At 37.1% G+C, this 26,593-nt stretch carries 22 protein-coding genes; 12 read left to right on the top strand and 10 right to left on the bottom strand.

Annotated features, from left to right (window positions below; translation table 11 throughout):
* The first annotated feature begins 28 nt into the window (after positions 1-28).
* The gene (locus DCS32_RS07820) at positions 29-541 is read left to right on the top strand and encodes an OmpH family outer membrane protein (RefSeq protein WP_108877763.1); all 513 of its coding nucleotides are present in this window, start codon (positions 29-31) and stop codon (positions 539-541) included.
* Between the two features lie 81 nt (positions 542-622).
* Positions 623-1,429 (top strand): glutamate racemase, encoded by an 807-nt coding sequence (gene murI / locus DCS32_RS07815; RefSeq protein ID WP_108877762.1) that lies wholly within the window; start codon positions 623-625, stop codon positions 1,427-1,429.
* 9 nt (positions 1,430-1,438) lie between these two features.
* On the opposite strand, the gene DCS32_RS07810 is transcribed toward murI, so the two are convergent.
* Positions 1,439-2,173, bottom strand: coding sequence for a LytR/AlgR family response regulator transcription factor (locus DCS32_RS07810; protein WP_108877761.1), 735 nt, complete (start codon positions 2,171-2,173; stop codon positions 1,439-1,441).
* A gap of 3 nt (positions 2,174-2,176) precedes the next feature.
* On the bottom strand, positions 2,177-4,375 hold the full coding sequence (locus DCS32_RS07805) for a histidine kinase (protein ID WP_239057582.1): 2,199 nt from the start codon (positions 4,373-4,375) through the stop codon (positions 2,177-2,179).
* 208 nt (positions 4,376-4,583) lie between these two features.
* On the opposite strand from DCS32_RS07805, the gene DCS32_RS07800 reads away from it, so the two are divergent.
* Together DCS32_RS07800 and DCS32_RS07795 are read left to right on the top strand one after the other, a co-directional pair.
* A complete protein-coding gene (locus DCS32_RS07800) occupies positions 4,584-5,753 on the top strand; it encodes a VWA domain-containing protein (RefSeq protein ID WP_108877759.1) in 1,170 nt (389 codons plus the stop codon).
* 134 nt (positions 5,754-5,887) lie between these two features.
* Positions 5,888-6,769, top strand: coding sequence for a flagellar motor protein MotB (locus DCS32_RS07795; RefSeq protein ID WP_108877758.1), 882 nt, complete (start codon positions 5,888-5,890; stop codon positions 6,767-6,769).
* 95 nt (positions 6,770-6,864) lie between these two features.
* On the opposite strand, the gene DCS32_RS07790 is transcribed toward DCS32_RS07795, so the two are convergent.
* Positions 6,865-7,866: a type IX secretion system membrane protein PorP/SprF gene (locus DCS32_RS07790; RefSeq protein WP_108877757.1), complete on the bottom strand. Its 1,002-nt coding sequence runs from the start codon at positions 7,864-7,866 to the stop codon at positions 6,865-6,867.
* Positions 7,867-8,171: 305 nt separating this feature from the next.
* On the opposite strand from DCS32_RS07790, the gene DCS32_RS07785 reads away from it, so the two are divergent.
* A complete protein-coding gene (locus DCS32_RS07785; RefSeq protein ID WP_013750336.1) occupies positions 8,172-9,074 on the top strand; it encodes a NifU family protein in 903 nt (300 codons plus the stop codon).
* Positions 9,075-9,172: 98 nt separating this feature from the next.
* Here the strand turns inward: DCS32_RS07785 and DCS32_RS07780 are convergent, their stop codons facing one another.
* The 4 genes from DCS32_RS07780 to DCS32_RS07765 form a co-directional block, all read right to left on the bottom strand.
* The gene (locus tag DCS32_RS07780; RefSeq protein WP_108877756.1) at positions 9,173-10,351 is read right to left on the bottom strand and encodes an acyl-CoA dehydrogenase family protein; all 1,179 of its coding nucleotides are present in this window, start codon (positions 10,349-10,351) and stop codon (positions 9,173-9,175) included.
* Between the two features lie 58 nt (positions 10,352-10,409).
* Positions 10,410-11,171, bottom strand: a complete 762-nt coding sequence (locus tag DCS32_RS07775) for a tRNA1(Val) (adenine(37)-N6)-methyltransferase (protein ID WP_108877755.1) — start codon at positions 11,169-11,171, stop codon at positions 10,410-10,412.
* Positions 11,172-11,696 carry a ribosome maturation factor RimM gene (gene rimM / locus DCS32_RS07770; protein WP_108877754.1) on the bottom strand — a complete coding sequence of 175 codons (525 nt, stop codon included), beginning with the start codon at positions 11,694-11,696 and terminating at the stop codon, positions 11,172-11,174. It abuts the gene before it with no gap.
* A 196-nt stretch (positions 11,697-11,892) separates the two neighbouring features.
* Positions 11,893-12,408, bottom strand: a complete 516-nt coding sequence (locus DCS32_RS07765; protein ID WP_108877753.1) for a 30S ribosomal protein S16 — start codon at positions 12,406-12,408, stop codon at positions 11,893-11,895.
* 130 nt (positions 12,409-12,538) lie between these two features.
* Here DCS32_RS07765 and DCS32_RS07760 point away from each other — a divergent pair, with 130 nt between their 5' ends.
* The 3 genes from DCS32_RS07760 (at position 12,539) to dnaE (ending at position 18,657) form a co-directional block, all read left to right on the top strand.
* Positions 12,539-13,351 (top strand): DUF6252 family protein, encoded by an 813-nt coding sequence (locus DCS32_RS07760; RefSeq protein WP_108877752.1) that lies wholly within the window; start codon positions 12,539-12,541, stop codon positions 13,349-13,351.
* A gap of 322 nt (positions 13,352-13,673) precedes the next feature.
* Positions 13,674-14,120 (top strand): ferritin-like domain-containing protein, encoded by a 447-nt coding sequence (locus tag DCS32_RS07755; RefSeq protein ID WP_108877751.1) that lies wholly within the window; start codon positions 13,674-13,676, stop codon positions 14,118-14,120.
* Between the two features lie 145 nt (positions 14,121-14,265).
* Positions 14,266-18,657, top strand: coding sequence for a DNA polymerase III subunit alpha (gene dnaE, locus DCS32_RS07750; RefSeq protein WP_108877750.1), 4,392 nt, complete (start codon positions 14,266-14,268; stop codon positions 18,655-18,657).
* 4 nt (positions 18,658-18,661) lie between these two features.
* On the opposite strand, the gene DCS32_RS07745 is transcribed toward dnaE, so the two are convergent.
* A complete protein-coding gene (locus DCS32_RS07745; RefSeq protein WP_162533616.1) occupies positions 18,662-19,069 on the bottom strand; it encodes a hypothetical protein in 408 nt (135 codons plus the stop codon).
* A 272-nt stretch (positions 19,070-19,341) separates the two neighbouring features.
* On the opposite strand from DCS32_RS07745, the gene DCS32_RS16065 reads away from it, so the two are divergent.
* The 4 genes from DCS32_RS16065 to DCS32_RS07730 are packed head-to-tail and all read left to right on the top strand — an operon-like array spanning position 19,342 to position 22,130.
* The gene (locus DCS32_RS16065; protein WP_162533615.1) at positions 19,342-19,494 is read left to right on the top strand and encodes a hypothetical protein; all 153 of its coding nucleotides are present in this window, start codon (positions 19,342-19,344) and stop codon (positions 19,492-19,494) included.
* A gap of 49 nt (positions 19,495-19,543) precedes the next feature.
* Positions 19,544-21,226, top strand: a complete 1,683-nt coding sequence (locus tag DCS32_RS07740) for a tetratricopeptide repeat protein (RefSeq protein WP_108877748.1) — start codon at positions 19,544-19,546, stop codon at positions 21,224-21,226.
* Positions 21,219-21,455, top strand: coding sequence for a hypothetical protein (locus DCS32_RS07735; protein WP_108877747.1), 237 nt, complete (start codon positions 21,219-21,221; stop codon positions 21,453-21,455). Before DCS32_RS07740 ends, DCS32_RS07735 begins: the two co-directional genes overlap by 8 nt.
* 9 nt (positions 21,456-21,464) lie before the next feature.
* Entirely contained in the window at positions 21,465-22,130 is a 666-nt protein-coding gene (locus tag DCS32_RS07730; protein WP_108877746.1) for a response regulator, read from the top strand.
* Positions 22,131-22,422: 292 nt separating this feature from the next.
* On the opposite strand, the gene odhB is transcribed toward DCS32_RS07730, so the two are convergent.
* Together odhB and DCS32_RS07720 are read right to left on the bottom strand one after the other, a co-directional pair.
* Entirely contained in the window at positions 22,423-23,673 is a 1,251-nt protein-coding gene (gene odhB / locus DCS32_RS07725; protein ID WP_108877745.1) for a 2-oxoglutarate dehydrogenase complex dihydrolipoyllysine-residue succinyltransferase, read from the bottom strand.
* A 110-nt stretch (positions 23,674-23,783) separates the two neighbouring features.
* Positions 23,784-26,531, bottom strand: a complete 2,748-nt coding sequence (locus DCS32_RS07720) for a 2-oxoglutarate dehydrogenase E1 component (protein WP_108879262.1) — start codon at positions 26,529-26,531, stop codon at positions 23,784-23,786.
* Positions 26,532-26,593: the final 62 nt, after the last annotated feature.

Genomic DNA, 26,593 nt, shown 5'->3' with positions numbered 1-26,593 from the left:
TATTACACTTAACTCAAATTAGATTAAAATGAAACAGTTTACAAAAGTATTAGCAGCAATTGCACTTATCGTAGGAATGAGTAGCGCTATGCAAGCACAAAGCAAAGTTGCACACATTAACTCACAGTCTCTTGTAGAAGCTATGCCTACATATAAGAACGCAATGTCTGAGCTAGAAAAGCTTCAGAAATCATATGATACAGAAATTTCTGCTATGGGTGCAGAGCTTCAAAAGACGTATGAGCGTTATAATCGTGAGGCAGAAACTCAAACTGATGAGGAGAATGGAAGACGTATGCAAGAAGTTCAAGAAACACGCACTAACATTGCAAAGTATCAACAATCTGCATTACAGACACTAGAAACTAAACAGCAAGAACTTATCAAGCCTATTATTGAAAAAGCAAGAGTAGCTATTCAAAAAGTTGCAAGAGCAAAAGGTTTTGAATTCGTACTTGATTCTACGCCAGGAGCTGGAGGAGTTATCATGGCAGATGGTTATGATTTAATGCCAGATGCAAAAGCTTCTTTAGGAATATAATTTTAAAATATTCTTTCGCCTAAGCGAAAACAAATATTGAAAACTGCCCTTTTTTAAAGGGCAGTTTTTTATTTTAGATACATGCAATACAAAGGTAACATTGGACTTTTTGATAGTGGTATAGGCGGCACTTCCATCTGGAAAGAAGTAGTCACACACCTACCGTATGAAAACACCATATACCTTGCCGATAGTAAGCATGCACCTTATGGAGCAAAATCAAAAGAGGAAATAATTACTTTATCCGTAAAAAACACAGAAAAGCTTATACAACTAGGCGCAAAAATTATTGTTGTTGCTTGCAATACCGCAACCACAAACGCCATTGACTACCTAAGGAAAAATTATGACATCCCATTTATAGGCATTGAACCAGCTATTAAGCCTGCGGCACTCAATTCTAAAAATAAGACCATTGGTATTCTAGCAACCAAGGGAACGCTAAACAGCACTCTATTTCAAGATACTTCAGAAAAGTGGACACAGGGAACTAAAGTTATAGAAGTTATAGGAGAAGGCCTCGTACCACTTATAGAGAAGGGAGATCTTGAGAGTACGGTTTTAAAAAAACTTCTTAAGTCATATGTAGACCCAATGATTGCCCAAGAAATAGATTATCTCGTTTTAGGATGTAGTCACTATCCATATCTCATCCCACTTCTAACTGAATTATTACCTAAAGAAGTTACCATCATAGATTCTGGACTAGCCGTTGCTCGCCAGACTAAGTCTGTTCTTACAGAAATAAAAGCCTTGCATACTGCAACGACTGGAAATCATCAATTATTTACAAATGGGGATCCCAGTATTTTAGAAAAAGTGTTAGTACGCTTTCGCGAAAGCGTAACACCTCCACCTATTATCACTATCAAGAAACTTGATTTTTAGTCGGATTAATTATTGAAAATACGTGAGTAGGTTTGCTTTTTGACTAGCAGAAACCATCACTTCTTTCCCGTTACTTAATATGACGCTTCCTCCTTTACCCTTTTTATAGGCAGTGATTTCATTAACATTCACTAAATATGATTTATGAACACGTGCAAATCCAAAATCTGTAAGCGCATCTTGAAAAAACTTCAGTGTTTTACTTACTAACTTTTTATCACCTCCTTTCAAAAATATCTCTGTGTAATTATCATCTGCCTTGCAATACAAAATATCTTGTGCAGATAACACTTCAAAACCATCTTGTACTGGAATAGTGATTTTACCTTGCTTGTCAATGGTATGTGCAGTGAGCACTTTATTCTCTAAAGCATTTTCTTTTGTCTTTACCTCACTCACATAATCTACCGCCTTTATGAGCTCATCTATTGAAACTGGCTTTAGTAAATAGTAAGATGCGTGCGTATTAAGCGCGTCCATGGCATACTGATTATATGCCGTTACAAAAACCGTCTCAAAACTACGGTCGCCTACTTGCTCCAGTAAATCAAAAGCATTTCCCTTAGGCATTTCTACATCTAGAAAAACTAAATCAAGTTCATGATTTCTTATCAATATTAACGCTTCATCAACATTTGCTGCCTCACCTACAATGTCAACTTTAGGACAGTACTTAGTAAGATAGTTACGCAAGATCTCTCTACTCGTCTCTTCGTCTTCTACTATAATAGTTTTGAGCTTCATGTATTATACTTTTTTAAGCGTTAGCGTCACTTTTGTTCCTTCTCCTGAATCAAATACATCAGAGACGGTAACAGCGATACGATCACCGTACATCTCATTGAGAATGGCAATTCGCTTTTTAATATTCCCCATTCCCTTAGATTTTTGTTTCTTTTGGTTCTCAGTTTTCAATGCTTTACTACGTGTACGCCCTACCCCATCATCTGAGACGGTTATTATTGCTGTATTCTCATCCTTTTGATCAAAACTAATGCGCAGCATACCTTTCTCTTCTTTGTAACGCATTCCATGCCACACAGCGTTTTCTACATAAGGCTGCAATAACATAGGTGGAATCATAAAAGAGCTTACATCTAGCGCTTTATCTACCTCAATCTCATAATCAAAACGATCTTTAAATCTAAAATGCTCCAGCATTGTGTACCTCTTGATAAGGTCTATCTCGCTAGACAGCGGTATAAAATCTTCCTCACTATTCTCTAGCACGGCTCTCATGAGGATAGAGAAATCTGAAAGATATTTATTTGCCGTACGCTCATCATTAGTAGCTATAAAACTATTAACCGAATTCAAGGCATTAAAAATAAAATGCGGATTCATTTGTGATCGCAAGCTTTTAAGAGCAAGTAGATTATTTGCATATTGTTGCTTCTTACTACTTCTATACATAGAGAATGCCGTAAGTAGCAATAATGCTGTAACAAGTATGAGTGATCCAATAATTACTTTTTGTCTAGTATCTCTAGCCTCTACCAGTTCTTGTTCTTGAAAAGCGAGCTGGTAGCGACTTTCATTAAGCTGTCTGTCTTTTTCTAGACTAATAATTCTATTCTGCTTTTCGGTAATGTCCTTTGCAAAGCGGGTGGCTTGAGAGATTTCTTGCTCCTTGCGACTATAGCTAAGGTCTACAATGTTTTTATATGCTTCGTAAGCTTCCTTTGCTTTATTAATATCGCCCTTATCACGATATACTTCAGAGAGTCTGCGTCTTGCATTTTTCTCGACTACAATGTCTTCCTTATCACGTGCTTCTTCTATACTCTTCTCTAAAAAAGTAATAGACTCATCATATTTATTTTGTGCGGCTAGTGCAAATCCTATCTTATAGTTTTGCTTCTGGACGGTTATTACATCATCATTAGATATAGAATCTGGTGCAACCAGATTTATATCCTCAATTGCAGATTTACGTAGCTCAATCTCTGCATCATAAGATTTATTCCTACTATAATAATCTGCTACTTTTGTCTTTGCTCTTACAGCAGACTCTGTTTTTTCGATATTAGATAACTCGGCAGCCTTAGAGTAATTTAAAGCAGCTGCTTGCGGTGCACCTTGCTGATCATAAGCATCTCCTATCTTTGTATTAAGCCTTGCTGCGTCTGATGGCTTTTGCAGCTGGGTGACTTTTTTCTCCACCTCTTCATAATTTGTAATAGAAGTTACATAGTCTCCAGTTGCAACATAAGCATCACCTAGTCCTTCCTTTACAGTTATTTGTTGTGTTGCAGTGAGGTTCATCTCTGCAAGCCTGGTGTATAATCTTATACATTCCTGATAGTTCTTATTATTATAATATGCCTGAGCAAGCGCAATTTCTACTGCAATACTTGGCTCATTTTTAATACTTAACTTATAATTAGTGACCGCAAGATCATACTGTTTCCAGTGACTATAAATATCTCCTAGTAATTTGAAACTTCTGGCTCTTTCACTTGTGGTAATAGTAGAGACAGAAAGTGCTTGTGCAACTTTATCAACACCAGCTGCGGCATTTGATTTGTAAACTAACGTTGCTTGATTAATGAGTGAGTTAAAAGTAATAGGAGGAGCTTGAACATCTAAAACCTCATCAAACTCAACCATTTTTTCTATAGGTCTCACTTCTAATTTTATTCGCTGTTGATCTTTAATCGTGTAAAAGACCGTCTCAAAATCTTCACTACGTATTACAAGCTCATCACCTACTTTGGCGGCTATTCTAAATTCACCATCACTCCCTGAGGTGGTGTAGGCCCCACCAGTTACCTCTACATTTGCCTTGGCAACAGGCTTCATATACTCAGTATCAAGTATACTTCCTTTTAAAGTAAAAACTCGATTCGTACTTCTACTAACCGCCTCACGTTCTTGTTGTGCAAAAGCTGTGTACGATCCTAATAAAAGAATAAGTATAAATAATATGTTATTTCTAGTTTTCATTATATTCAAACTTACTCTAAAAAAATAGCTTCTTAAAATCACAAAAGAAGCAAACACGCCTATTTTCATGCTTTTACGTACAAAAACGTTCCTTTTACTAATCATCTAAGGTCGTTTACTCATTCATACGTCCTATTCCCTCATTCTACATAAAATTTGACTTTTCATAATGATAATTTTGAACTCTATTCATCATAAAAATCAGCAAATGAAAACTCTTTTTATCCTAGCAATTACACTAGCTATGCACAATGGACTACTCGCAACAAACTTACATGGGAATGAGTACGCTTTCGCGAAAGCGGAAAAAAATCATATACCATCATTTACAAAAGATCCCGTTCAAAATACCATTAAAGTAGCACTACTCTTAGACACTTCTAATAGTATGGATGGTCTTATAGATCAAGCACGAGCACAATTGTGGGAGCTAGTCAACGAACTAGCCGAAGCTAAGTGCGGAGATGAAAGCCGTCCAGACCTTAAAATCGCACTTTATGAATATGGAAATGACAGGCTCAATGCAAGAGAAGGATATATACGTATGGTGAGTGCTTTTAGCACAGATCTTGATGAAATCTCTAAAAACCTCTTTTCTCTGACAACAAATGGAGGTAACGAGTACTGCGGTAATGTGATTCAAAGTTCGCTCAATCAATTAGAGTGGGGTAAAAATAAAAACGATCTCAATCTTATTTTTATAGCTGGTAATGAACCTTTTGATCAAGGTCCAGTGCGTTACCAAGATGCTGCCAGCAATGCCTGCGGAAAGGATGTTACTATAAACACAATTTTTTGTGGTGATTATAATGAAGGGCTCAACACAAATTGGAAAGATGGCGCATCCCTTACACAAGGAGATTATATTGCTATAAATAGTGATAAAGCAACAGTGCACATCCCATCTCCATACGATGATAAAATCTTACGTAAGAATGAAGAACTTAACAAAACCTATGTAGGTTATGGCAACCTAGCCCCTTCTAAAATGGCCTTACAAAGTAGTCAAGACAGCAATGCACAGTCATATGGAAATGCAAATGCTGTAAAGCGAGCAGTAAGCAAAAGCTCTAGACTATATAAAAATACTAGCTGGGACCTCGTAGATGCTATGGAAGAAAATGAAGAAATCATAGTAGAACTTAAAGAAACTAGTTTACCTCAAGAACTCAAAGGGAAAACCGAAAAGGAGATAAAAGAGTACGTTTCTAAGAAGAAAAAGCAACGCAAGACAATACAACAAGAAATTGCATCGCTTAATAAAAAACGACAAGAGTTTGTTGATTCTAAAACAGACACATCAGATAACGAATTGAGAAATGCACTAATAGATGCTATAAAAAAACAAGGCCGCGCAAAAAATTACAGTTGGGAATAACTATTCCAAATATCTGGTTATAAACATATTACATATTTTATTATGTGTAATATGTTTTACTTTATGATATCCTTAACGTCTATATAAAAACTTCGCACCGTATAACTAAGAAGTAAACACTAAACTAAACACTTATGATTATTTCAAGAGTTACAAAGAATACCTTACTTATTGCAATGACTGCTGGAGCACTTACCTCTTGCGTTTCAAAAAAGAAATACACTCAACTTCAATCTGAGTATGACACTACAAAAGTCACTTTGACTAAAACTAAAGTAGAAAAAGAGGAAATAGAAGCAAAATATGCAGCTATAGAGCAACGTGTAGATGACTACAATACTAAAATCAATTCTTTACGTGACACTAACGTTGATTTACAAGCTTCTAACGATGCTAAATTTGAGATTACTAAGAATGGTACTGTAATGTCAGAAAACACGAAACAGAAGTTAAGAGCAGCACTCGCAAATGTAGATCCTAGCGAACTAGCGCAAGCACAAACACTAGAGGACTCTATGAATCTTGCAGTTTCTCATAAACTTAAACGTAACCTTGATAAAGATATTTACGGAGCTAATGCCCTTGATGATATTAACATTGATATAGATAATACTGTAGTACAGATTTCTATTTCAGATAAAATGCTATTCCGCTCTGGGAGTTATAGAGTAAGCAAGGAAGCAGATGCTCTTTTAAGACGTATTGCTGCCGTTGTAAATTCTGAACCAGCTGTAGAAGTAATGGTAGAAGGTCACACAGATAGCCGTACTGTAAAGAAAGGCTCATACCTCAAAGACAACTGGGATTTAAGTGTACAACGCGCTACAGCAATCGTACGTGAGCTGCAAACTAAGCACAATGTAGATCCATCAAAACTAATTGCTTCTGGACGTAGTAGCTATGTGCCTTTAGTAGAAAATGATAGTAAAGAGAATATGTCAAGAAATAGAAGAACGAGAATTTTAATTCTTCCTAACCTTGATAAATTTCTAGCACTAATGGCTTCAAATGAATAAGAGCGATATTCTTTTACAGTTAGCAAACTAAAAAATCCCTCGCCATAACTGCGAGGGATTTTTTTATATTTTAAACCAAATTATTTAACCGAATGCTAGTTGATAGCTGGACAATTACAATCATAAGGTTCTTTATTTTTACCAAGGTTGATACCGAGCGTAATTTGATGAAAACCACCATTAGTAAGTACTACTGAGTTACTTTGATATGAATATGTATAGCCTAACATAAAACGATCATACATACCTCCTACAAATGGCGTTACATATTGAAGTTTTTGAGTGTCTACAGATTCACCATTAGTAGTAAATTCTGCTCCGTCAAAACTTCTTCTATAAGAAAGTCCTCCCCATAATCTACCCCAGTCTGTTTTATAATATGCCTTACCGTTTACATCTAAAGTAGCTTCTCCTGTGCTATCTGTTGCCTGAAACATTACTGATGGTTCAAAACTCCATTCAGAATAACTAGGTGAAATTGTATACGCCATAGATATTAGATAACGACGTTGGTTATTTGGCTCAAAATCCTCACTGAAGATATCACGCTTCACAGGGATTGCATTCTTAACGGTAAAGTGCGTTGAGAAATTTAAAAAATTGTAAGACATTCCAAAGTCTATATTCAAGTAAGAATCACTTTGCTCTATCCCCGCTATAATAGGATCAAAATCTGTCAGGTCAAAGCTAGTTTCATCAAGCTTACCTTGAATAATTCCTGCACTTATCCCAAAAGAAAGCTGATTTAAATCTACATAGTTACGTCCTAACATTAAGTGATATGCAAACGTAGCATACACCCCTTGTTGAGAAAAATAGCCATTACTATCATTAAATAGAACACCGCCTATCCCTATATTATCTCCTACTCGACCATTTAAACTTACTGTTTGAAGTGCTGGAGCGTCATCTACACCTGCCCATTGTGATCTAGCGGTCCCTCTTAACTTAGTAGTTTGAGAAGCTCCAGCCATTGATGGATGAAGTAAATATAAATTATCTTGTAAATAATCAAGATATACTGGAATACCTTCTTGCGCCATCGCAAACTGTGCAAAAAACAATGCTATTAGAAAGTAGGATTTCTTTAAACTCATGGACTTTTCTTTTTCTATACGGCTACAAATCGAAGGAATAATGCCTCGTACGACTGTATACTTTTAACTTGAGTAAAATCTATAAAAGACAATACTTCCATAGCTCTCAAATATAGGACTTTTTACAATACCTCACGCCATATAACTCCCCAACTACGATACACATACCCTCAATAATGGCTATTATTTGTTAATGAATGAACTATATCATGAAGTACACAAAGCATAAATATTCATAAAGCCATTACCTATACTTTATATACCAAGTACGCTCCATCTTCCATACCTTTGTAAAAAAATTATCAATGTCAACATATAGTATATCTGTAGAAGGAACTTCTAACCCTGCTATTAAAAAATTTCAGGCAGATCAGTTTCTAGTTAATCATAACAGCTACGAATTTAAAAATATAGATGAAGCTGCAAATTCGCCGCTTGCTCAACAGTTATTTTATCTTCCATTTGTAAAGACAGTATATATTACTCAAAACTTTGTTGCTATAGAAAAGTACAACATTGTAGAGTGGATAGATGTACAGCAAGAAGTTGCAAATCAAATAGAAGACTACTTAAATGATAATGGTCTTGTTATTATAGAAGATGTTGCTGCAAAGAAAATACCAGTAACAGTTTATGCAGAGTCTACACCTAATCCATCAACACTTAAGTTTGTTGCAAACAAGAAGCTTGTAACTACGGCTTTTGAATTTAAAAGTATAGATGACACTGCAAATGCTCCAATGGCAAAAGCTTTGTTTCACCTTCCTTATGTAAAGGAAGTCTTCTTTGATGAAAATTATATTTCTGTTCAAAAGTATGATGTTGCAGAGTGGGATGAAGTTGTTACTGAAACTAGAGAGTTTATACGTGATTATATTCAAGATGGTAAAGAAATTGTAACAGCAGCTCAACTTAAAACACCACAGCAAGCAGAAGCAATAGCCGAAGAAAAGTTTGAGACTTTAGATGATATTTCTAAGGAAATCGTAAATATTATTGAAGAGTATGTAAAACCAGCAGTTGCAAGTGATGGTGGTAATATTATGTTCAAAAACTATGATCCAAAAACACAGAACGTCTCTGTGATACTTCAAGGGGCTTGTAGTGGATGTCCTTCTAGTACATTCACACTTAAAAATGGTATAGAAAACATGCTTAAGCAAATGTTACCTGGAAAAATAAACATGGTAGAAGCTATCAACGGATAATTATCTCCCATTACTACTAAATAAAAATGCCCTTTACTCAATATGTAAAGGGCATTTTATTTTTGATCAATTAGTGGTCACAACCTCTAACACAAATATTATTTAAAAGCATTCTCGCCTGTGATATCTAAGCCTGTTATAAGAAGGTGAATATCATGTGTTCCTTCATAAGTGATTACACTTTCAAGGTTCATCATATGGCGCATGATACTGTATTCTCCAGTAATCCCCATACCACCTAATATCTGTCGTGCTTCGCGAGCGATTTTTATTGCCATATCAACATTGTTACGTTTTGCCATTGAGATTTGAGCAGAGGTTGCTCTATCCTCATTTTTAAGCTGCCCTAGTCTTAATGCAAGTAACTGTGCTTTTGTAATCTCAGTAATCATCTCTGCAAGCTTCTTTTGTTGCAATTGGAATGCAGCAATAGGTTTCCCAAACTGGATACGCTCTTTTGCATAACGCAATGCAGTATCATAACAATCCATTGCAGCACCTATAGCTCCCCAAGCAATACCGTAACGAGCCGAATCAAGACACCCTAATGGCGCCCCTAATCCGGATTTATTAGGTAATAAATTTTCTTTAGGAACTTTTACATCTTGAAAAATTAACTCTCCTGTCGCGCTTGCTCTAAGCGACCACTTATTATGAGTTTCTGGAGTAGAAAATCCTTCCATTCCTCTTTCTACTATAAGTCCATGTATACGGCCTTCTTCATTCTTAGCCCATACTACAGCTACATCACAAAATGGACTGTTTGAAATCCATAATTTGGCTCCATTTAGAAGATAGTGGTCTCCCATATCTTTAAAATTTGTCACCATTCCACTAGGATTAGATCCGTGATCTGGTTCTGTAAGCCCAAAGGAGCCCATAAATTCACCAGAAGCTAGTTTTGGCAAGAATTTGTTACGCTGCTCTTCAGATCCGTATTTCCATATAGGATACATTACTAGTGAAGACTGTACAGATGCAGTAGATCGCACACCAGAGTCACCACGCTCTATCTCTTGCATGATAAGACCATATGAAATTTGATCTAAGCCAGCCCCACCATATTGTTCAGGAATATAAGGTCCAAAAGCGCCTATCTCTGCAAGTCCAGGAATGATTGATTTTGGAAATTTTGCATCTTGTGCAGCTTGTTCGATTATAGGAGAAACGTCTCGCTTAACCCAAGCACGCGCGGCATCTCGTATTAACTTATGTTCTTCGGTAAGAAGGTCATCTATATTGTAATAATCGGGAGCTTCAAAAAGATCTGGTTTCATAGCATATATTTTAACGTAGTAAAAGTAACGAAAACGTTTTCACTGCCCAAAATTCCCACTACATTTTGAGATAGAAGTCTTTAACTAGAGAAATGTAGTCATCTGTATAATCGTGACGTTTATGCTCTATAGTAAGTTCTGTGGTTTTTGGTACGCTTTCGCGAAAGCGGAACTCCATTAAACTCCTTTTAATAGGCGCCGTTGGGCTCCCCTTTACTCGTGTAATTCTAGATGGAAATAAACCTGCACGAGAGCATAACAATATAAAGTCCTCTTCCCTTTCAAAAGGTATAATAACATTAAACGCCCCATCTTCTGAAAGTAACTTTGCTACGGCTCCTACAAGTAACTCAAAAGGCATTGACTCTTCTAAACGCGCTTGTTCTCTAGCTTCCATAGCCGCTCCATCTTTAATTGAACGTGAACGCTGCAACGCTGTGGACTCATCATTGAGCGTCTCCATATAAAAAGGTGGATTACACACAATGAGGTCGTACTCATCATCTATCTCTGCGGCAAATTCGTATAAATGTGCATGATAACAAAAGAGTCTGTCTCCCCACACACTATTTTCAAAGTTATCTGCAGCCTGCTCATAAGCGCTATCATCTAGCTCTATAGCGTCTACCGTCATGGCATCACTACGTTGCGCTAGCATTAAAGCAATAACACCAGTACCTGTGCCTATATCTAAAATGCTATCTGGATACTGAGCAACGGAGGTCCAAGCGCCAAGTAATACGCCGTCTGTGCCTATTTTCATAGCGCAGCGATCTTGAGCTACCGTAAATTCTTTAAATTGAAAAGGTTTTAAAGACATTTACAGGTATAGATCAATCAGTCCATCAGGAAGTTCGAAGTGCATTTGCTTGTTCTCGCGGTCTACTTTCTTGATAAACTCGTCTACCATAGGTATAAGCACTTGATTACCATCTCTGTCAATTTCAAAAATGGCCTGCGTGTTACTATCGTTTACATATGTGATTGTACCTATCTCACCAAAATCTTTATCTACCGCAGTAAATCCTACCACTTCATGGAAGTAAAATTGATCTCCCTTTAACTCAGGAAGCAAATCTAATGGCAGGTATAAACCTGCGCCTATCATATCATCTGCATCCTCTTCTGTATCTATATCTTCAAATTTTACTCGAAGTAAACTAGACTTATGTAACTGAGAAGACTCTATAAAATATGGCACAAGACTAGGACCAAAATCAATAAACACAGAGTCCATGTCTACGTATATCTCTGGTTCGTCAGTATCAAGTTTAGCTAGGAGTTCTCCTTTAAAGCTATACTTTCTAACTATTTTTCCGAGGTAGAAACAATCTTCTTTTTTCATAGGGTGTAAAAATACGGGATATCTTATAAAAAGACGTAAAAGTTAATCGATAAGCAATCTCACACTGCAAGCTTATTTTATAAGAGACTTTGCAAGCAATTTAGTGGTATTAAACTTAGACCATAAAAAATGCCCCAATAATTAAATTAGGGCATTTTCAAAATGTTGCGAAAGCATAATGCTTCCACTAGCTTTTTTACTCTTCAGAATCTGAAGCTGCTGCTTCACCTTCTGCAGGTGCATCTTCAGTCTCTGCAACCACTTCTGGTTGAGCTGCTGCAATACGAGCCTCGTTTACAGCTTTTTCAGCTGCAAGAGCTTCTGCTTTTGCTTTTTCTTCTGCTTGAGAAAGATTTCCTTTCTTAGCTTCTACTTTACCAGCTTTCTCCTCTACCCAAGCATTGAATTTTTCTTCTGCTTGCTCTTCAGTAAGTGCACCTTTACGTACACCACCAGCTAGGTGATTTTTAAGCATTGCTCCTTTATAAGAAAGAAGACGCTTTGCAGTTTCAGTAGGCTGCGCTCCGTTTTGTAACCATGTTACAGCAAGATCAACATCAAGGTCAATGATTGCTGGGTTACTGTTAGGATTGTAAGTACCTATTTTTTCTAAGTATTTACCATCTCTCTTTGCGCGAGCATCTGCTGCTACAACCCAGTAAAAAGGTTTACCTTTCTTACCGTGTCTTTGTAATCTAATTTTAACTGACATAAAAGTTAATTTGTGGGGTACCCGACCCCGTTTTTAAATAAGTCTGCAAATATACTATAATTTTCCTGGCACTCATCACGTTATATCTTTAATATAAAGTACTTTTGCCCTCTATTTTTGAATTTTTATTATGCGTCATTTTCTTTTTGCTCTCATCTCTATTGTTACATTTATTTCTTGTAGTACCATAGAAGATAATACACCTGCACTTCAAGGGGTGCGTGATACTGTGTTACTGCGCACTCAAGACAGTCGAGCAATTTTTAATGAGGATGGTGATTTATTAATCCGTGGAGAACGCGGTGCAGAGGTTATAAGCTTTCAAATAAAAAATCAAGCACAGACTCAAATTACATTTGGCGGTCAGAACAATCCTAGTATTGCAACGTATATAGATGAAAATGGCAAAGTATTCACTACTGAGTCATCACAAGCCAGTGGTTTATTAGACTTTTCATTTAATGGAAGCAGTGCGGTGACCGGTAATTTTAAATTTACTGCATTTACTCCATCTTTTGCAGATACTGTAGTATTTAGCAGAGGTGTTGTTTATAGAGTACCTATCCTTACTCCAGTAGTAATTCAACCAGAAATTGAAGATGTAGATGATAATTTTGAAGCTCTTATCAATACAACGGTTTTTAACTCAATAGTTATCAATCATGTTGTCTCTGGTAATGTTCTTACGGTTTTAGGCCGCACATCTTCAACAAATATAGCGGTAAGTTTTCCTCTTAATAGCAATCCTGGAACTTACACCATAGGATCTAATCCTGACTTCTCTGCCGCTTACACAACTCCTTCTGGAATCTCAAATGCCATATCTGGTGAGATTACAATTATTGCTAATGATCAGGAGAACAATATTGCCGTAGGAACATTTAGCTTTATGACTGCTGAAGGTTTTTCGATTACTGACGGTGCATTCACCATCAATTATTAGTAGATCTAGTATCTTTCTAGATGGCCTAGTTGAATACGGTAGGCAACGACGGCTTACCATAAATAACATGGTAGGATAGACAACTTTTTCAAGTATCTACAAATTCTTATTGCTTGGGTTTTGATGTTTAAATTCACAAATTACTGCATCACCTACCTCTCTTCCTTTCTTCCTCTCTTATCATACTATTAAGACAATTAACATCGATTTACGTTAAAAGAAGCCAATTATAAACCGTTCTGGTTAAAGGAAGTTAAACTACTTATGTGTAGTGTTTTATACTCATATCTTTACACCAATACTAACAACAAAAACACATATTATGAACTATACAGAAGAAGTTGCAAATAAATTAAATAGTCTATTAACTAAGTCATACGATGCAGAAGCTGGATACAAAAAAGCAGCAGAAAATGTAAAAAATCGCGGACTTAAGAACTTTTTTCAAAACCGTGCACAAGACAGATATAACTTTGGACATGAAATTAAAGAAGAAGTAAGAAGTTTTGGACAAGAAGTAGATAAGGGAACAAGCTTCCAAGCAGATATGCACAGAGCATGGATGGACGTAAAAACTGCCTTTTCTACAGATGATGACGAGTCAACACTAGAAGAAGCGATTCGTGGAGAAAAAGCTTCAGTAGAAGCATATAATGAAGTGCTAGCAGAGACGTCATTACCTAGTTCAACAAGAAGTGTACTAGAGAAGCAACGCAATAGCATTCAGAGTGCATTAAATGAAGTAAAAACTTTAGAAGAGTGGGCATAAGCAATTTATGTAGCTTATATAAAATTGAAAATCCAGCCATAATGGCTGGATTTTTTTTGTGCATAAAAGTTGATAACTCATAGCCGTAATCTCATGTAAAAAGCACTAAAATGTAGTACTTTTCATATCCACTTTTTCTACGCCTATGTACCTTATTTTTGACACCGAAACCACCGGACTTCCCAAAAACTGGAATGCTCCACTTACAGACTCAGATAACTGGCCTAGAGCGATTCAGATCGCTTGGCAGTTACATGATGAGATGGGTAACGTCATAGAGCATCAAGATTATCTTATCAAGCCAGATGGATTTGATATTCCTTATGATGCAGAGCGCATACACGGCATCTCCACAGCACTTGCCGAAAGAGACGGAATTGAACTTTCTGAAGTACTCTCAAAATTTAATATTGCACTTTCAAAATCAAAGTACGTTGTAGGTCAGAATGTTGGTTTTGATACAAATATCATGGGAGCCGAGTTTCACAGACTTAACATAGGTAATGATCTTCAAGAGTTACCAGTGCTAGACACTTGTACAGAAAAAACAGCGACATTGTGCCAGCTACCTGGAGGACGTGGTGGTAAATTTAAATTACCTACGCTTACAGAATTACACAAACACCTATTTGGAGAAGGATTTGGAGAAGCACACAATGCTACTGCAGATGTGGAGGCAACTACTCGTTGCTTTCTAGAGCTTATACGCCAGCGAGTTTACACAAAAGAAGAGCTAGACGTTGCGCCAGATTATTTTGAAAGATTCTCTCAATCTAATCCGCAGCCTATTGAGTTTATAGGGCTTAAGCATATAAATCTTAAAAAAGCTTCTGCAAAAATTGCTCAAGCGCTCGCTGCTCAAGATGACACTCCAGAAATTTCTAAGGCAGAGATAGAAGAAAATAAAGAACAACTTTCTGATGTAAAGTTTGCTCACCTTCATAACCACTCTCAGTTCTCTATATTACAATCTACTGCGAGCGTTCAAGATATTGTAAAAGCCGCTGCACTACATAAAATGCCTGCTGTCGCTATGACAGACATGGGTAACATGATGGGGGCTTTTCACTTTACAAAAGCGGTAAAAAGTCATAACGCTTTCGCGAAAGCGGAAAATGCAAAACTCACAGAAGCAGGAGAAGCAGAAGAGCATGTACCACTTAAAGCCATCATAGGTTGTGAGTTTAATGTATGTGTTGATCACAAAAACAAGAGCCAAAAAGACAATGGATACCAGATTGTCATTTTAGCCAAAAATAAAAATGGATACCAAAACCTCTGTAAAATGGCTTCTATAGCTTATACAGATGGTTTTTATTATGTTCCTCGTATAGACAAGCAAGTTATTGAACAGTACAAAGAAGATCTTATTGTACTTACCGGAAATCTATATGGTGAAGTGCCAAGTAAGATTCTTAACGTAGGAGAAAAACAAGCCGAAGAGGCCCTTATTTGGTGGAAAGAACAATTTGGTGACGACCTTTATGTTGAGATCATGCGTCACGGGCAAGAAGATGAAGATCGTGTGATGCCTGTTTTAATTACGCTTTCGCGAAAGCATGATGTAAAACTTATTGCTTCTAACAATACATTCTACATTGATAAGTCTGATGCAGATGCGCATGATGTTTTATTATGTGTAAAAGATGGTGAAAAAGTAGCCACCCCAAAAGGCCGCGGTAGAGGATATCGTTTTGGATTACCTAATGACGAATACTACTTTAAGAGTGCAGATGAGATGAAAACGCTCTTTGCAGATGTACCTGAAGCCATTCTTAATGTTCAAGAAGTAGTAAATAAAATCGAATCTTACGAGCTTGCTCGTGACGTACTTCTTCCTGCATTTGACATTCCAGAAGAATTTGTTTCTCCAGAAGATGCTATTGATGGAGGAAAACGAGGTGAAAATGCATTTCTGAAACATCTTGTTTATGAAGGAGCAAAAAAGCGTTACGGAGAAGAACTCTCTGAAGAAGTTATAGAGCGCCTAGACTTTGAACTAGATGTAATTGAAAAGACGGGTTACCCTGGATACTTTCTGATTGTAGAGGATTTTATACGAGAAGCTCGTAATATGGACGTTTCGGTAGGTCCAGGACGTGGATCTGCAGCGGGATCTGTGGCAGCATACTGTTTATGGATTACAAACATAGACCCGATGAAGTATGATTTGCTTTTTGAGCGTTTCTTAAATCCGGATCGTGTAAGTATGCCCGATATTGATATTGACTTTGATGATGAAGGTCGCGGGCGAGTAATGCAATATGTAATTGACAAATACGGCGCAAATCAAGTAGCACAGATTATCACTTACGGTACTATGGCTGCAAAGTCATCTATACGTGACACCTCTAGAGCACTAGATTTATCCCTAGGTGATGCAGATAGAATAGCTAAACTCATCCCAACGATGAGTAAGCTAAGGAAGATTTTTGGCAAAACAGATGCAGAGCTACGTAGTGCTTTTAGGTCTGACGATTTACCTAAAGTACAAGAACTAATTACACTAGAACAAGCAGACAATCTTGAAGGGCAGATGCTACGTCAAGCAAGACAGCTTGAAGGATCTGTGCGTAACACGGGAATTCATGCATGTGGTGTAATTATCACACCTAGTGATATTACAAACTTTGTCCCTGTAGCACTTGCAAAAGATTCTGATCTCTACGTAACACAATTTGATAACTCCGTCGTAGAGGAAGCTGGGCTACTTAAAATGGATTTCTTGGGCCTGAAGACCCTTACTTTAATAAAAGATACTGTAAAGCTAGTAAAGTATCGTCACGACGTAGATCTCGATCCAGAGAATTTTCCGCTGGATGATGAGAAAACATATGAACTTTTCCAGCGTGGTGATACTGTAGGTATATTTCAATATGAATCACCTGGGATGCAAAAGCACATGCAATCGCTCAAACCTACCGTGTTTGAAGATCTTATTGCAATGAATGCATTATATCGTCCTGGACCTATGGAATATATCCCATCTTTCGTAAGAAGAAAGCACGGGGAAGAAGAGATAGAGTATGACCTTCCTGCCATGGAAGAGTACCTTAAGGAAACGTACGGTATTACTGTCTACCAAGAGCAAGTGATGCTACTTTCTCAAAAGTTAGCCGACTTTACAAAGGGTGAGGCCGATGTACTTCGTAAGGCAATGGGTAAGAAGCAAATTGCCGTTCTTGATAAAATGAAGCCTAAGTTTATAGAGCAAGCTTCTGCCAAAGGTCATGATCCAGAAAAACTAGAAAAAATCTGGAAAGACTGGGAAGCATTTGCCGCTTATGCATTTAATAAGTCACACTCTACATGTTATGCGTGGATTGCATACCAAACTGCATACTTAAAAGCCCACTACCCTGCCGAGTATCTAGCTGCTGTACTGTCTAACAACATGAACGACATCAAGCAGGTTACCTTCTTTATGGAGGAGGCAAAACGTATGGGTCTCGAAGTATTGGGTCCAGATGTAAATGAATCTTTCAGAAAATTTACGGTAAATGACAATGGTGCTGTACGTTTCGGTATGGGTGCCGTAAAGGGTGTAGGTACGGGAGCCGTTGCGACTATTGTAGAAAATAGAAAGGATGGACCTTATAAATCTGTCTTTGACTTTGCACGACGTGTAGATTTACGGGCTGCAAATAAAAAAGCTTTTGAAAGTCTAGCGCTAGCAGGTGGTTTTGATGAAATGGACGGAGATACACACCGAGCTCAATTCTTTAATCACGATGGAGATGGTATTACTTTCTTAGAAAAAGCAGTTAAATATGGTGCGCGTTACCAAGAAAATGAAAATAGCTCACAAGTAAGCCTTTTTGGAGAATCAAGCGAAGTCCAAATACCAGAACCCGAAGTTCCTCCATGTGAAGAATGGGGAACAATGGAAAAACTAAAGCGCGAGAAGGAGGTAGTAGGAGTTTATATCTCTGGCCACCCACTTGATGACTTTAAAACAGAAATGGAGACATTTTGTAATGCGACTGTTGCGCATTTTAGTCAGATGGAATCTTTTATAAATCGAGAGCTCACCTTTGGAGGCGTAATCTCTGATGTACAACATCGCGTTTCCAAAAATGGAAAAGGATGGGCTTCATTCATAGTAGAAGACTTTACAGATACCTTCGAGTTTAGAATGTTTGGAGAAGAGTACCTCAAGATGCGTCACTTTTTGATTCCTAATAGTTTCATACACGCAAAAGTGTTTATAAAGGATGGCTTTACCAATAGAGAAACTGGTAGAAAAAGTGATCCAAGAACGCAGTTTAATAGCATCCAGCAATTGCAGGATGTGATGGAAACAAATGCAAAAAAACTAACCATTAATATCGATATTAATGAGGTTGCAGAGGCTCGTATTGAAGAAATAAAGAATATTCTTGACCTACATGTAGGCGAGGCTAAACTTCACTTTCAAGTCTTTGAACCGCTTGAAAAACTTTTTGTAAAAATGCCTAGTAAACGCATGAAAGTAAAAATTTGCCAAGAGCTTCTTGACTCTTTAGAAGAAAATAGCGTTCATTATAAGCTAAACTAATACACTAAGCACTTTGTAAAATTTCTTTAGATGGGCGCGATATAGACTCCCTTCTTATCATAATGGTAACCACATCTCTGTGGCAATCTCCATATACCACATAGGTGGCAGTGTGCACAGCAGAGCTATGTTTTCTATTTAATGAACTATGGTGAATTAAAAATGCAGCATAGTTGGGGTAACGCATAAATTTGCACAACGACTCGATTATTCTTGATTTTGGGGTTAGCTCTCCATCATCATTTTCTTTATAATGATTGTAGTAATTTAAAAGTGTTCGTCTTGACACTTGAATTTTGTAATCTTCCCACAATACATCTACTAAATAATTTGCCCATTGGGTTTTTGTGGCTGCTGGTGTTTCTGCATTTGCTTTTGCAAAGGCAGATAACACAATTTCTCTGTACATCATAACGCCTTATTTTTTGGTAAACATTTTTCATGGAATTTCTTTTCCATAGAATTTCCACACTCATAAGTTCCCTAATTGTTTATTTGTATAAACAATTAGTTAACAGCCCTTAAGGTACGTTAAGTCGATAAATGTAAATAAAGGAAATACGTAAAAGACTACGTTTTTCTTGAAATTAATTACTTGACACTATCATTAAAGTTGTGAAAACCACCCAAATCACGATTGCCTTTCACCCTAAAATTATTTAAAAATCAAAAATTATCAACGTTATGAAAACTACACTTTACTTTGTACTACTAGTTATTTTTACCATTAATTTTTCGTCATGTACTCCAGATGCAATAAGCGATAAGAGCAATCATATCGAGCAAGGTACAGATGTAGGCGGAAATGAGGAAGATCCAGATGATAGCGGCGAATAAGAGCTAAATTATACAATATACTATTTTACTAATTTTGTACTTTAGAGGAATGAAACGCAACGTATCATTCCTCTTTACTATCATATTATTTTGCTCAATTTCAAGCTTAAGTTTTGCGTCAAACTTATTGCAATTAGATAGCATAAATAAGTATAGAAAAATAAGTGAAGACAAGAAGTTATCGATAGATGAAAGGATTAAAGCTATAGATAGCGCGATATACCTAGCACAAAACGCAACAGACTCAACATTACTATCTCAACTTGCCTATAAAACTAGAATCTATAGTAATGGAAAAGATTACGACAGTGCCATTACACAAACTAGATTACTACTAGATAAGTCCAAAACATTAAACAATGCATATTATCAAGCTATAGCATACAATAAACTAGGCTGGTATCTCAATGTAAAGCAAGAACCTATACCAGCTTTTACATCATATGTAAAGGCCATTGATCTCTTTGCAGAGGTAGGAGATAGCTTAAGTGTTATCAAGGTTTCCAAAAGAGCAAGCTTTATTCAAGCAGATCAAGGAGATTACGACGGAGCAGAGTATACAATAGTTAATGCTTTGAAATATGGCGATGCTGTAAAAAATATATCAGAATTAGCATGGCTCTATGATATTTTAGGCAGAGTATATCGTCAGCGCGCACTTTGGGAAGAGGCTGTAAACTATCATAAAAAAGCACTACAGTTTGAAGATAGTCCCGTATCGAGAGCTTCATTGTTGAATAATTATGGATTGACCTTAATACTTGCAGGTAATTTTGAAGAAGCGATTGTACAACTTGAGATTGCTCTTGGATATGGAGAAGTAATAAGCAAAAATACAAGACTAAGACTTTTAGATAACTTTGCTTTCGCGAAAGGGAAACTCGACGACCCAGCAGCTATTAGCCTTCTTGAAGAAGTGTTATTATCAAGAAGAAAAATAAATGACACAGATGGAGAATATGCAAGTAATATGCATCTTTCAGAAATTTATAAAAGCAGAGGTAATAATGAAAAATCACGGTTTCATGCACAAGAAGCATATGACCTTGCATTAAAATTAAACAACCCACAAGCTGTTATTAAAGCGCTCGATCTTTTAATTCCCGTCACAAGGAAATCTTCCACATTATTTGAAGAATATGTAGTTTTATCAGACTCCCTAAAGAATGCTCAAAACAAAGCCAAGTTTGAATTTGCTAAGCTTCGTTATGATGTAGAAAAAGCAGAGGAGAGAGAATCTATTGCGATACAGTCACAATCTGCTAGTAAACTAAGAGAAGAAACGGCTGTCAGAAAACGTAACTGGGCCTTAACAGCACTTCTTGGACTCGGTCTGCTAGCCTTTTTCTGGATATTATATCAAAAAGAGCGCTCAAAGAAACAACGCCTACAAGATCAATACAATACTGAGAAACGTTTGGCCAAAAAACTCCACGATGAGTTAGCTAATGAAATTTATTTAGTAATGTCACAACTGGAAAGTGACACCACCACACCTCAAGTATCCGAAAAATTAGATCATATTTATAAGATGAGTCGGGATTTATCTAGAGAGACGCAACCCATACAGACAGATAGCACATTCCCCAAGGCACTATCCATGAGTTTGCAAACATATATCACAGCGCATAGAAAATTAATTTTGAAAGGCCTAGAATCTGTGCAATGGGACTTAATAGCTCCTGCAAAAAAAAGTGGAAATTTATCGTGTTTTACAAGAGCTTATGACTAATATGAGGAAGCATAGCAAAGCCTCCTTTATAGCATTAGTTTTTAAACACGAAGACAATATTCTTACTATAAATTACAGTGACAATGGAGTTGGAACAACATTATCACCAGAAAAGCGAAATGCCGGACTTAATAATATTGAATCTCGAATAGATGCTATAAACGGTCAAATCACTTTTGAATCTAAGTTGAATGAAGGATTTAGAGCAGCACTTACTGTTACTACATAACTAATATTTATGTTTAAAAAAATATTAATAGCCGAAGACATAGATAGCATACAGCTAGGCGTATCATCTATAGTAAATCAATTTAAAATTCCTACCATCACGCATGCGCAATACTGCGATGATGCGTTCTTATATTTTAAAAATAGTCTAGCAGCAAATGAACCCTACGATTTACTCATTACAGATCTATCATTTAAGGAATCTCATCGCAAAGAGCGATTAACTTCAGGAGCAGATCTTTTAAAAGCACTTAAAGCAGAACACCCCTCTCTTAAAGTCATTGTATACACCATGGAAGATCACCCTCAAAGATTCGTAAACCTTTGGAATACTAGACTTATAGACGCTTACGTATGCAAAGATCGTCATGGACTAGAAAACCTAAGAGAGGCCATGGAACTAGTTTTTAAAAATGAAACTTACATTACTCAATCACTAGCAGACACAGTAAAACAAAAAAATCTTGTCGAACTCGATAACTATGACATGGAACTCCTCAATCTTCTAGCAAAAGGAGCAACACAAGATGAGATACAATTTCATTTTAAATCTAAGAACATGAAGCCTAATAGCAGAAGTTCCATAGAAAAAAGATTAAGGGAACTGCGCAATGAATTTGGAGCAAAAACCACCATTCATCTCATAAGAATACTTGCAGATTTACATCTTTTGTGATTTTTTTTGAAAAAATATAGCCCAAATAAAGGAAATACGTAAAATTTTATCTCCATCTACTACTATCTTTATAACACCCTACAGTTTCTCTTCCAAGAGAATAATTTTATTAAGTACATGTAATTGATTTCTTTGGAAGAAACTGCGTGGCATAATTAGATTATGCTAGTGTGATTATTCTACGGTCCCCCAACCAAAAAACACCTTGTCGATGTACCGACAGGTGTTTTTTTTTGCAAACAAAAAAGTCTGCTCGAAAGCAGACTTTTTTGAAAATTTAGATGATATCAGATTACATTTCTAATGCCTTCTTGATATCTCCATTCATTAATATATTGATAGGATCTTCTAACGCCTCTTTTACTGCTACTAAGAATCCTACAGATTCTTTACCATCGATTATACGGTGATCGTAAGATAATGCTACATACATAATAGGCGCTACAACGATACCACCGTCTATTACAACAGGACGCTCAACAATGTTGTGCATTCCTAATATTCCAGATTGTGGTGGATTGATTATAGGAGTAGATAACATAGAACCAAATACACCTCCATTAGAGATTGTAAACGTTCCTCCTGTCATTTCATCTACTGTTATCTGTCCATCACGAGCTCTTATTGCAAGTCTCTTTACTTCGCTTTCTACACCTCTAAAAGAGAGGTTCTCCACATTACGCATAACAGGCACCATCAAACCTTTAGGTCCAGATACAGCGATAGAGATGTCTTTATAATCAAAAGTAATCATCTCCTTGCCATCTATCATACTGTTAACAGAAGGATACATTTCTAATGCTCTTACTACAGCTAGTGTAAAGAAAGACATAAATCCAAGTCCTACACCATGCTTCGCTTTAAAGTCTTCTTTGTACTCCTTACGAAGATCAAAAATAGCTTGCATATTTACCTCATTAAAGGTAGTAAGCATTGCAGTGGTATTCTTTGCCTCCACAAGACGCTCTGCTACTTTACGACGTAACATTGATAGCTTAGTACGAGATTCTCCACGGGCTCCTGGTCCAGGAGTTCCCATAGATGGTCTAGCATTTACTGCGTCATCCTTAGTAATACGTCCATCACGACCTGTACCTGTAACAGTTTTAGGGTCGATATCTTTTTCTGCAAGCACTTTCTTTGCCGCAGGGCTAGCAGATCCAGATGCATAAGTTTTTTGAGTTTCTGCAGGAGCTTTTGCTCCAGAGTCTGGAGTTTTTGCTTGTTCCTTCTTAAGGTTCTTTTCAACATTTGCATCACCGCCACCTTCATCGCCACCTTCATAGGTAGTAGTTGCTGGAGCCTCTGCAGATGTGTCAATAAGACACACAACAGCGCCCACCTCAACAGCATCACCTTCTTCGGCTTTGAGGGTAATTACTCCACTTGCTTCTGCAGGTAGTTCTAAAGTTGCTTTATCACTGTCTACTTCGGCAATAGCCTGATCTTTTTCTACATAATCGCCGTCTGCAACGAGCCATTGTGCGATTTCAACTTCTGTGATGGATTCTCCCGGTGAAGGGACTTTCATTTCTAAAACCATAGTTGTTATAATTACGCTTTCGCGAAAGCGGAGTTTAATTCATTATTTTCTACAAAAATCATTTCAATTATCTCTGTAGGCTTTTACTACTTGTTCCTTAAAAAGAACTTTTATTTTAATGTTGCGTCAAAAACGCTATCTATTACTTTTTTATGACGTGCTTTTGATCTTGTACTACTACCTGCAGCTGGTGAAGCATACACGCGACGTGAGGCTACCCTAAGTTTTACTTGCTCAAAATTCATAAGCATGTAACCCCAAGCTCCCATATTCTTAGGCTCTTCTTGTGCCCATACGTAATCTGTTACATTCGGGTAGCTAGCAATAATCTCTTCTAGTTGTTTTTGTGGTAATGGGAATAGTTGCTCGATACGCACTAACGCGACATCTTCACGCTCATTTTCTGTACGTCGCTCTAATAAATCGTAATAGAACTTACCTGTACAAAATACGAGAGAAGTAACCTTCTTCTTATCTACAGTTACATCATCAAAAACTTCTTGGAAGCTTCCAGTCGCAAGTTCTTCTTTACTACTTACTACTAGAGGATGTCTCAATAATGATTTAGGTGTAAAGACAACAAGTGGCTTTCTAAAATTCCACTTCATCTGGCGACGTAGCAGGTGAAAAAAGTTTGCTGGCGTCGTTACATCTGCCATGATTAAGTTATCTGTAGCACATAACTGAAGGTAACGTTCCATACGAGCACTTGAATGCTCAGAACCCTGCCCTTCATATCCATGAGGCAATAACATTACAAGACCGTTTTGTGTCTTCCACTTAGACTCTGCAGCACTTATGTATTGATCTAACATGATCTGGGCACCGTTTGAAAAATCTCCAAACTGAGCTTCCCAGATTGTAAGTGTTTTTGGAGATGCCATTGCATAACCATAATCAAAACCTACAACACCATACTCAGAAAGTAGTGAGTTGTAAATATCCATTCTACCCTCAACACCTAAGCGATTGTGAAGATTAATCTCCTCCACATCATCTTCTGTCTTAATAATAGCATGACGATGAGAGAACGTCCCACGCTCTACATCTTGACCAGATATACGCACGTTGAAACCTTCTTCCATTAGTGAGCCGTAAGCAAGTAACTCGCCCATACCCCAGTCTAACTTATTAGTCTCTGTATATTGTTTATTACGGTCTGCTACAATACGCTGTATCTTACGTATAAACTTTTTATCCTTAGGAAGCTTTGTAATACCATCTGCAATGGTATCAAGCTTTTTCTGATCATAAGTAGTATCGATAGGAGCAAGAATATCTTCTCTACTACCTAGCTCATACCCTTCCCAGTCATCTGCAAGAATCTCAGTAATGACTGTTTTATCTTTTTTACGAGACTCCTCTAGATCTTCTTCTAGATCGTCTTTATATTCTTTTTCTAGTTGCTTTACATGACCATCTTGTATAACACCTTCTTTGATAAGGCGCTCAGCATAGATATCTCTTGGGCTTGCATGTTTTGCAATTGCTTTATATAACAATGGCTGAGTAAAACGTGGCTCATCACCTTCATTGTGTCCATACTTACGATATCCTAAAATATCTACAAACACATCACGACCAAATTTCATTCTAAAATCTAATGCAAATGCAAATGCATGACATACAGACTCTACATCATCTCCATTTACGTGTAGTACTGGTGACAGTGTAACTTTACCTACATCTGTACTATACGTAGATGATCTTGCGTCAAGATAGTTTGTTGTAAAACCTACTTGGTTATTTGCTACAATATGGATAGTTCCTCCAGTACGGTAACCTTCTAACTGTGCCATTTGCACAATCTCATATACAATCCCTTGCCCAGCTACTGCGGCATCACCGTGTATTGCTATAGGTAATATTTTCTTTTCGTCCCCACCTAATTGATTATCAATCTTAGCACGAGACATTCCTTCTATTACTGCTCCTACAGTCTCGAGGTGAGACGGATTAGGCGCTAGATCCATACGGATTTTTTCTCCTTTACTGCTTTCGCGAAAGCTCGTCCAACCCATGTGATACTTTACATCACCATCAAAGAGTTCATCTTCTGCATATTCCTTACCATCAAATTCTGAAAAAATGGCCTCTGGCGATTTTCCGAAGATATTTGCAAGTACGTTAAGACGTCCACGGTGAGCCATTCCCACTACAAATTGCTCAATTCCTTTATCTGAGCCACGCTCAATAAGCGTGTCTAATCCAGGAATCATAGCGTCAAGTCCTTCTACAGAAAAACGTTTTTGACCTACATATTTAGAGTGCAAAAACCCTTCAAAAGAAGCCGTTTGGTTTAGTTTCTTAAGAATATGTTTTTTCTCTTCAGCAGAAAATTCTGGGTGGTTATCGTTTTTGTTAAGCCAGTTTTGTATCCACGCAATCTCTTCTGGATTACGTATGTACATATATTCTATCCCAATATGATCACAATAGATAGCTTCAAGGTGATCAACTATTTCGCGTAAGCTAGATTTACCTAAACCTAGAATAGAGCCAGCTTCAAACTGCAAACTCATATCAGATTGTGACAATCCAAAGTTTTCTATTTCAAGAGTAGGTGCATATTTACGACGTTCACGCACAGGATTCGTTTTCGTAAAGAGGTGACCTCTGTTACGGTAAGCATCGATCAATTTTACAATTTGAAATTCCTTCTGTATTGCTTCTGGAATAGCAGCTGGTGATATTCCTGAATCGTCAGAAACTGGCTCAGCATTCTCCATTCCAAAGTCAAAACCTTGGAAAAAAGCGCGCCAGCTAGCTTCTACACTATCCGGATTTAATAAATATTGATCGTAAAGCTCAGCAAAGTGAGCGGTATGTGCGGCATTCAGAAATGAAAATCTATCCATTTGATATTTTTGTTCTGCGTCATGAGACAATAGAGGTGCAAAAATACAATAATTAACATTTT

Origin of the sequence: Dokdonia sp. Dokd-P16, assembly GCF_003095655.1 — a bacterium.
In the GTDB taxonomy this organism is placed as follows: Bacteria; Bacteroidota; Bacteroidia; order Flavobacteriales; family Flavobacteriaceae; genus Dokdonia.
This window is presented reverse-complemented; position numbering and strand designations above follow the sequence as displayed.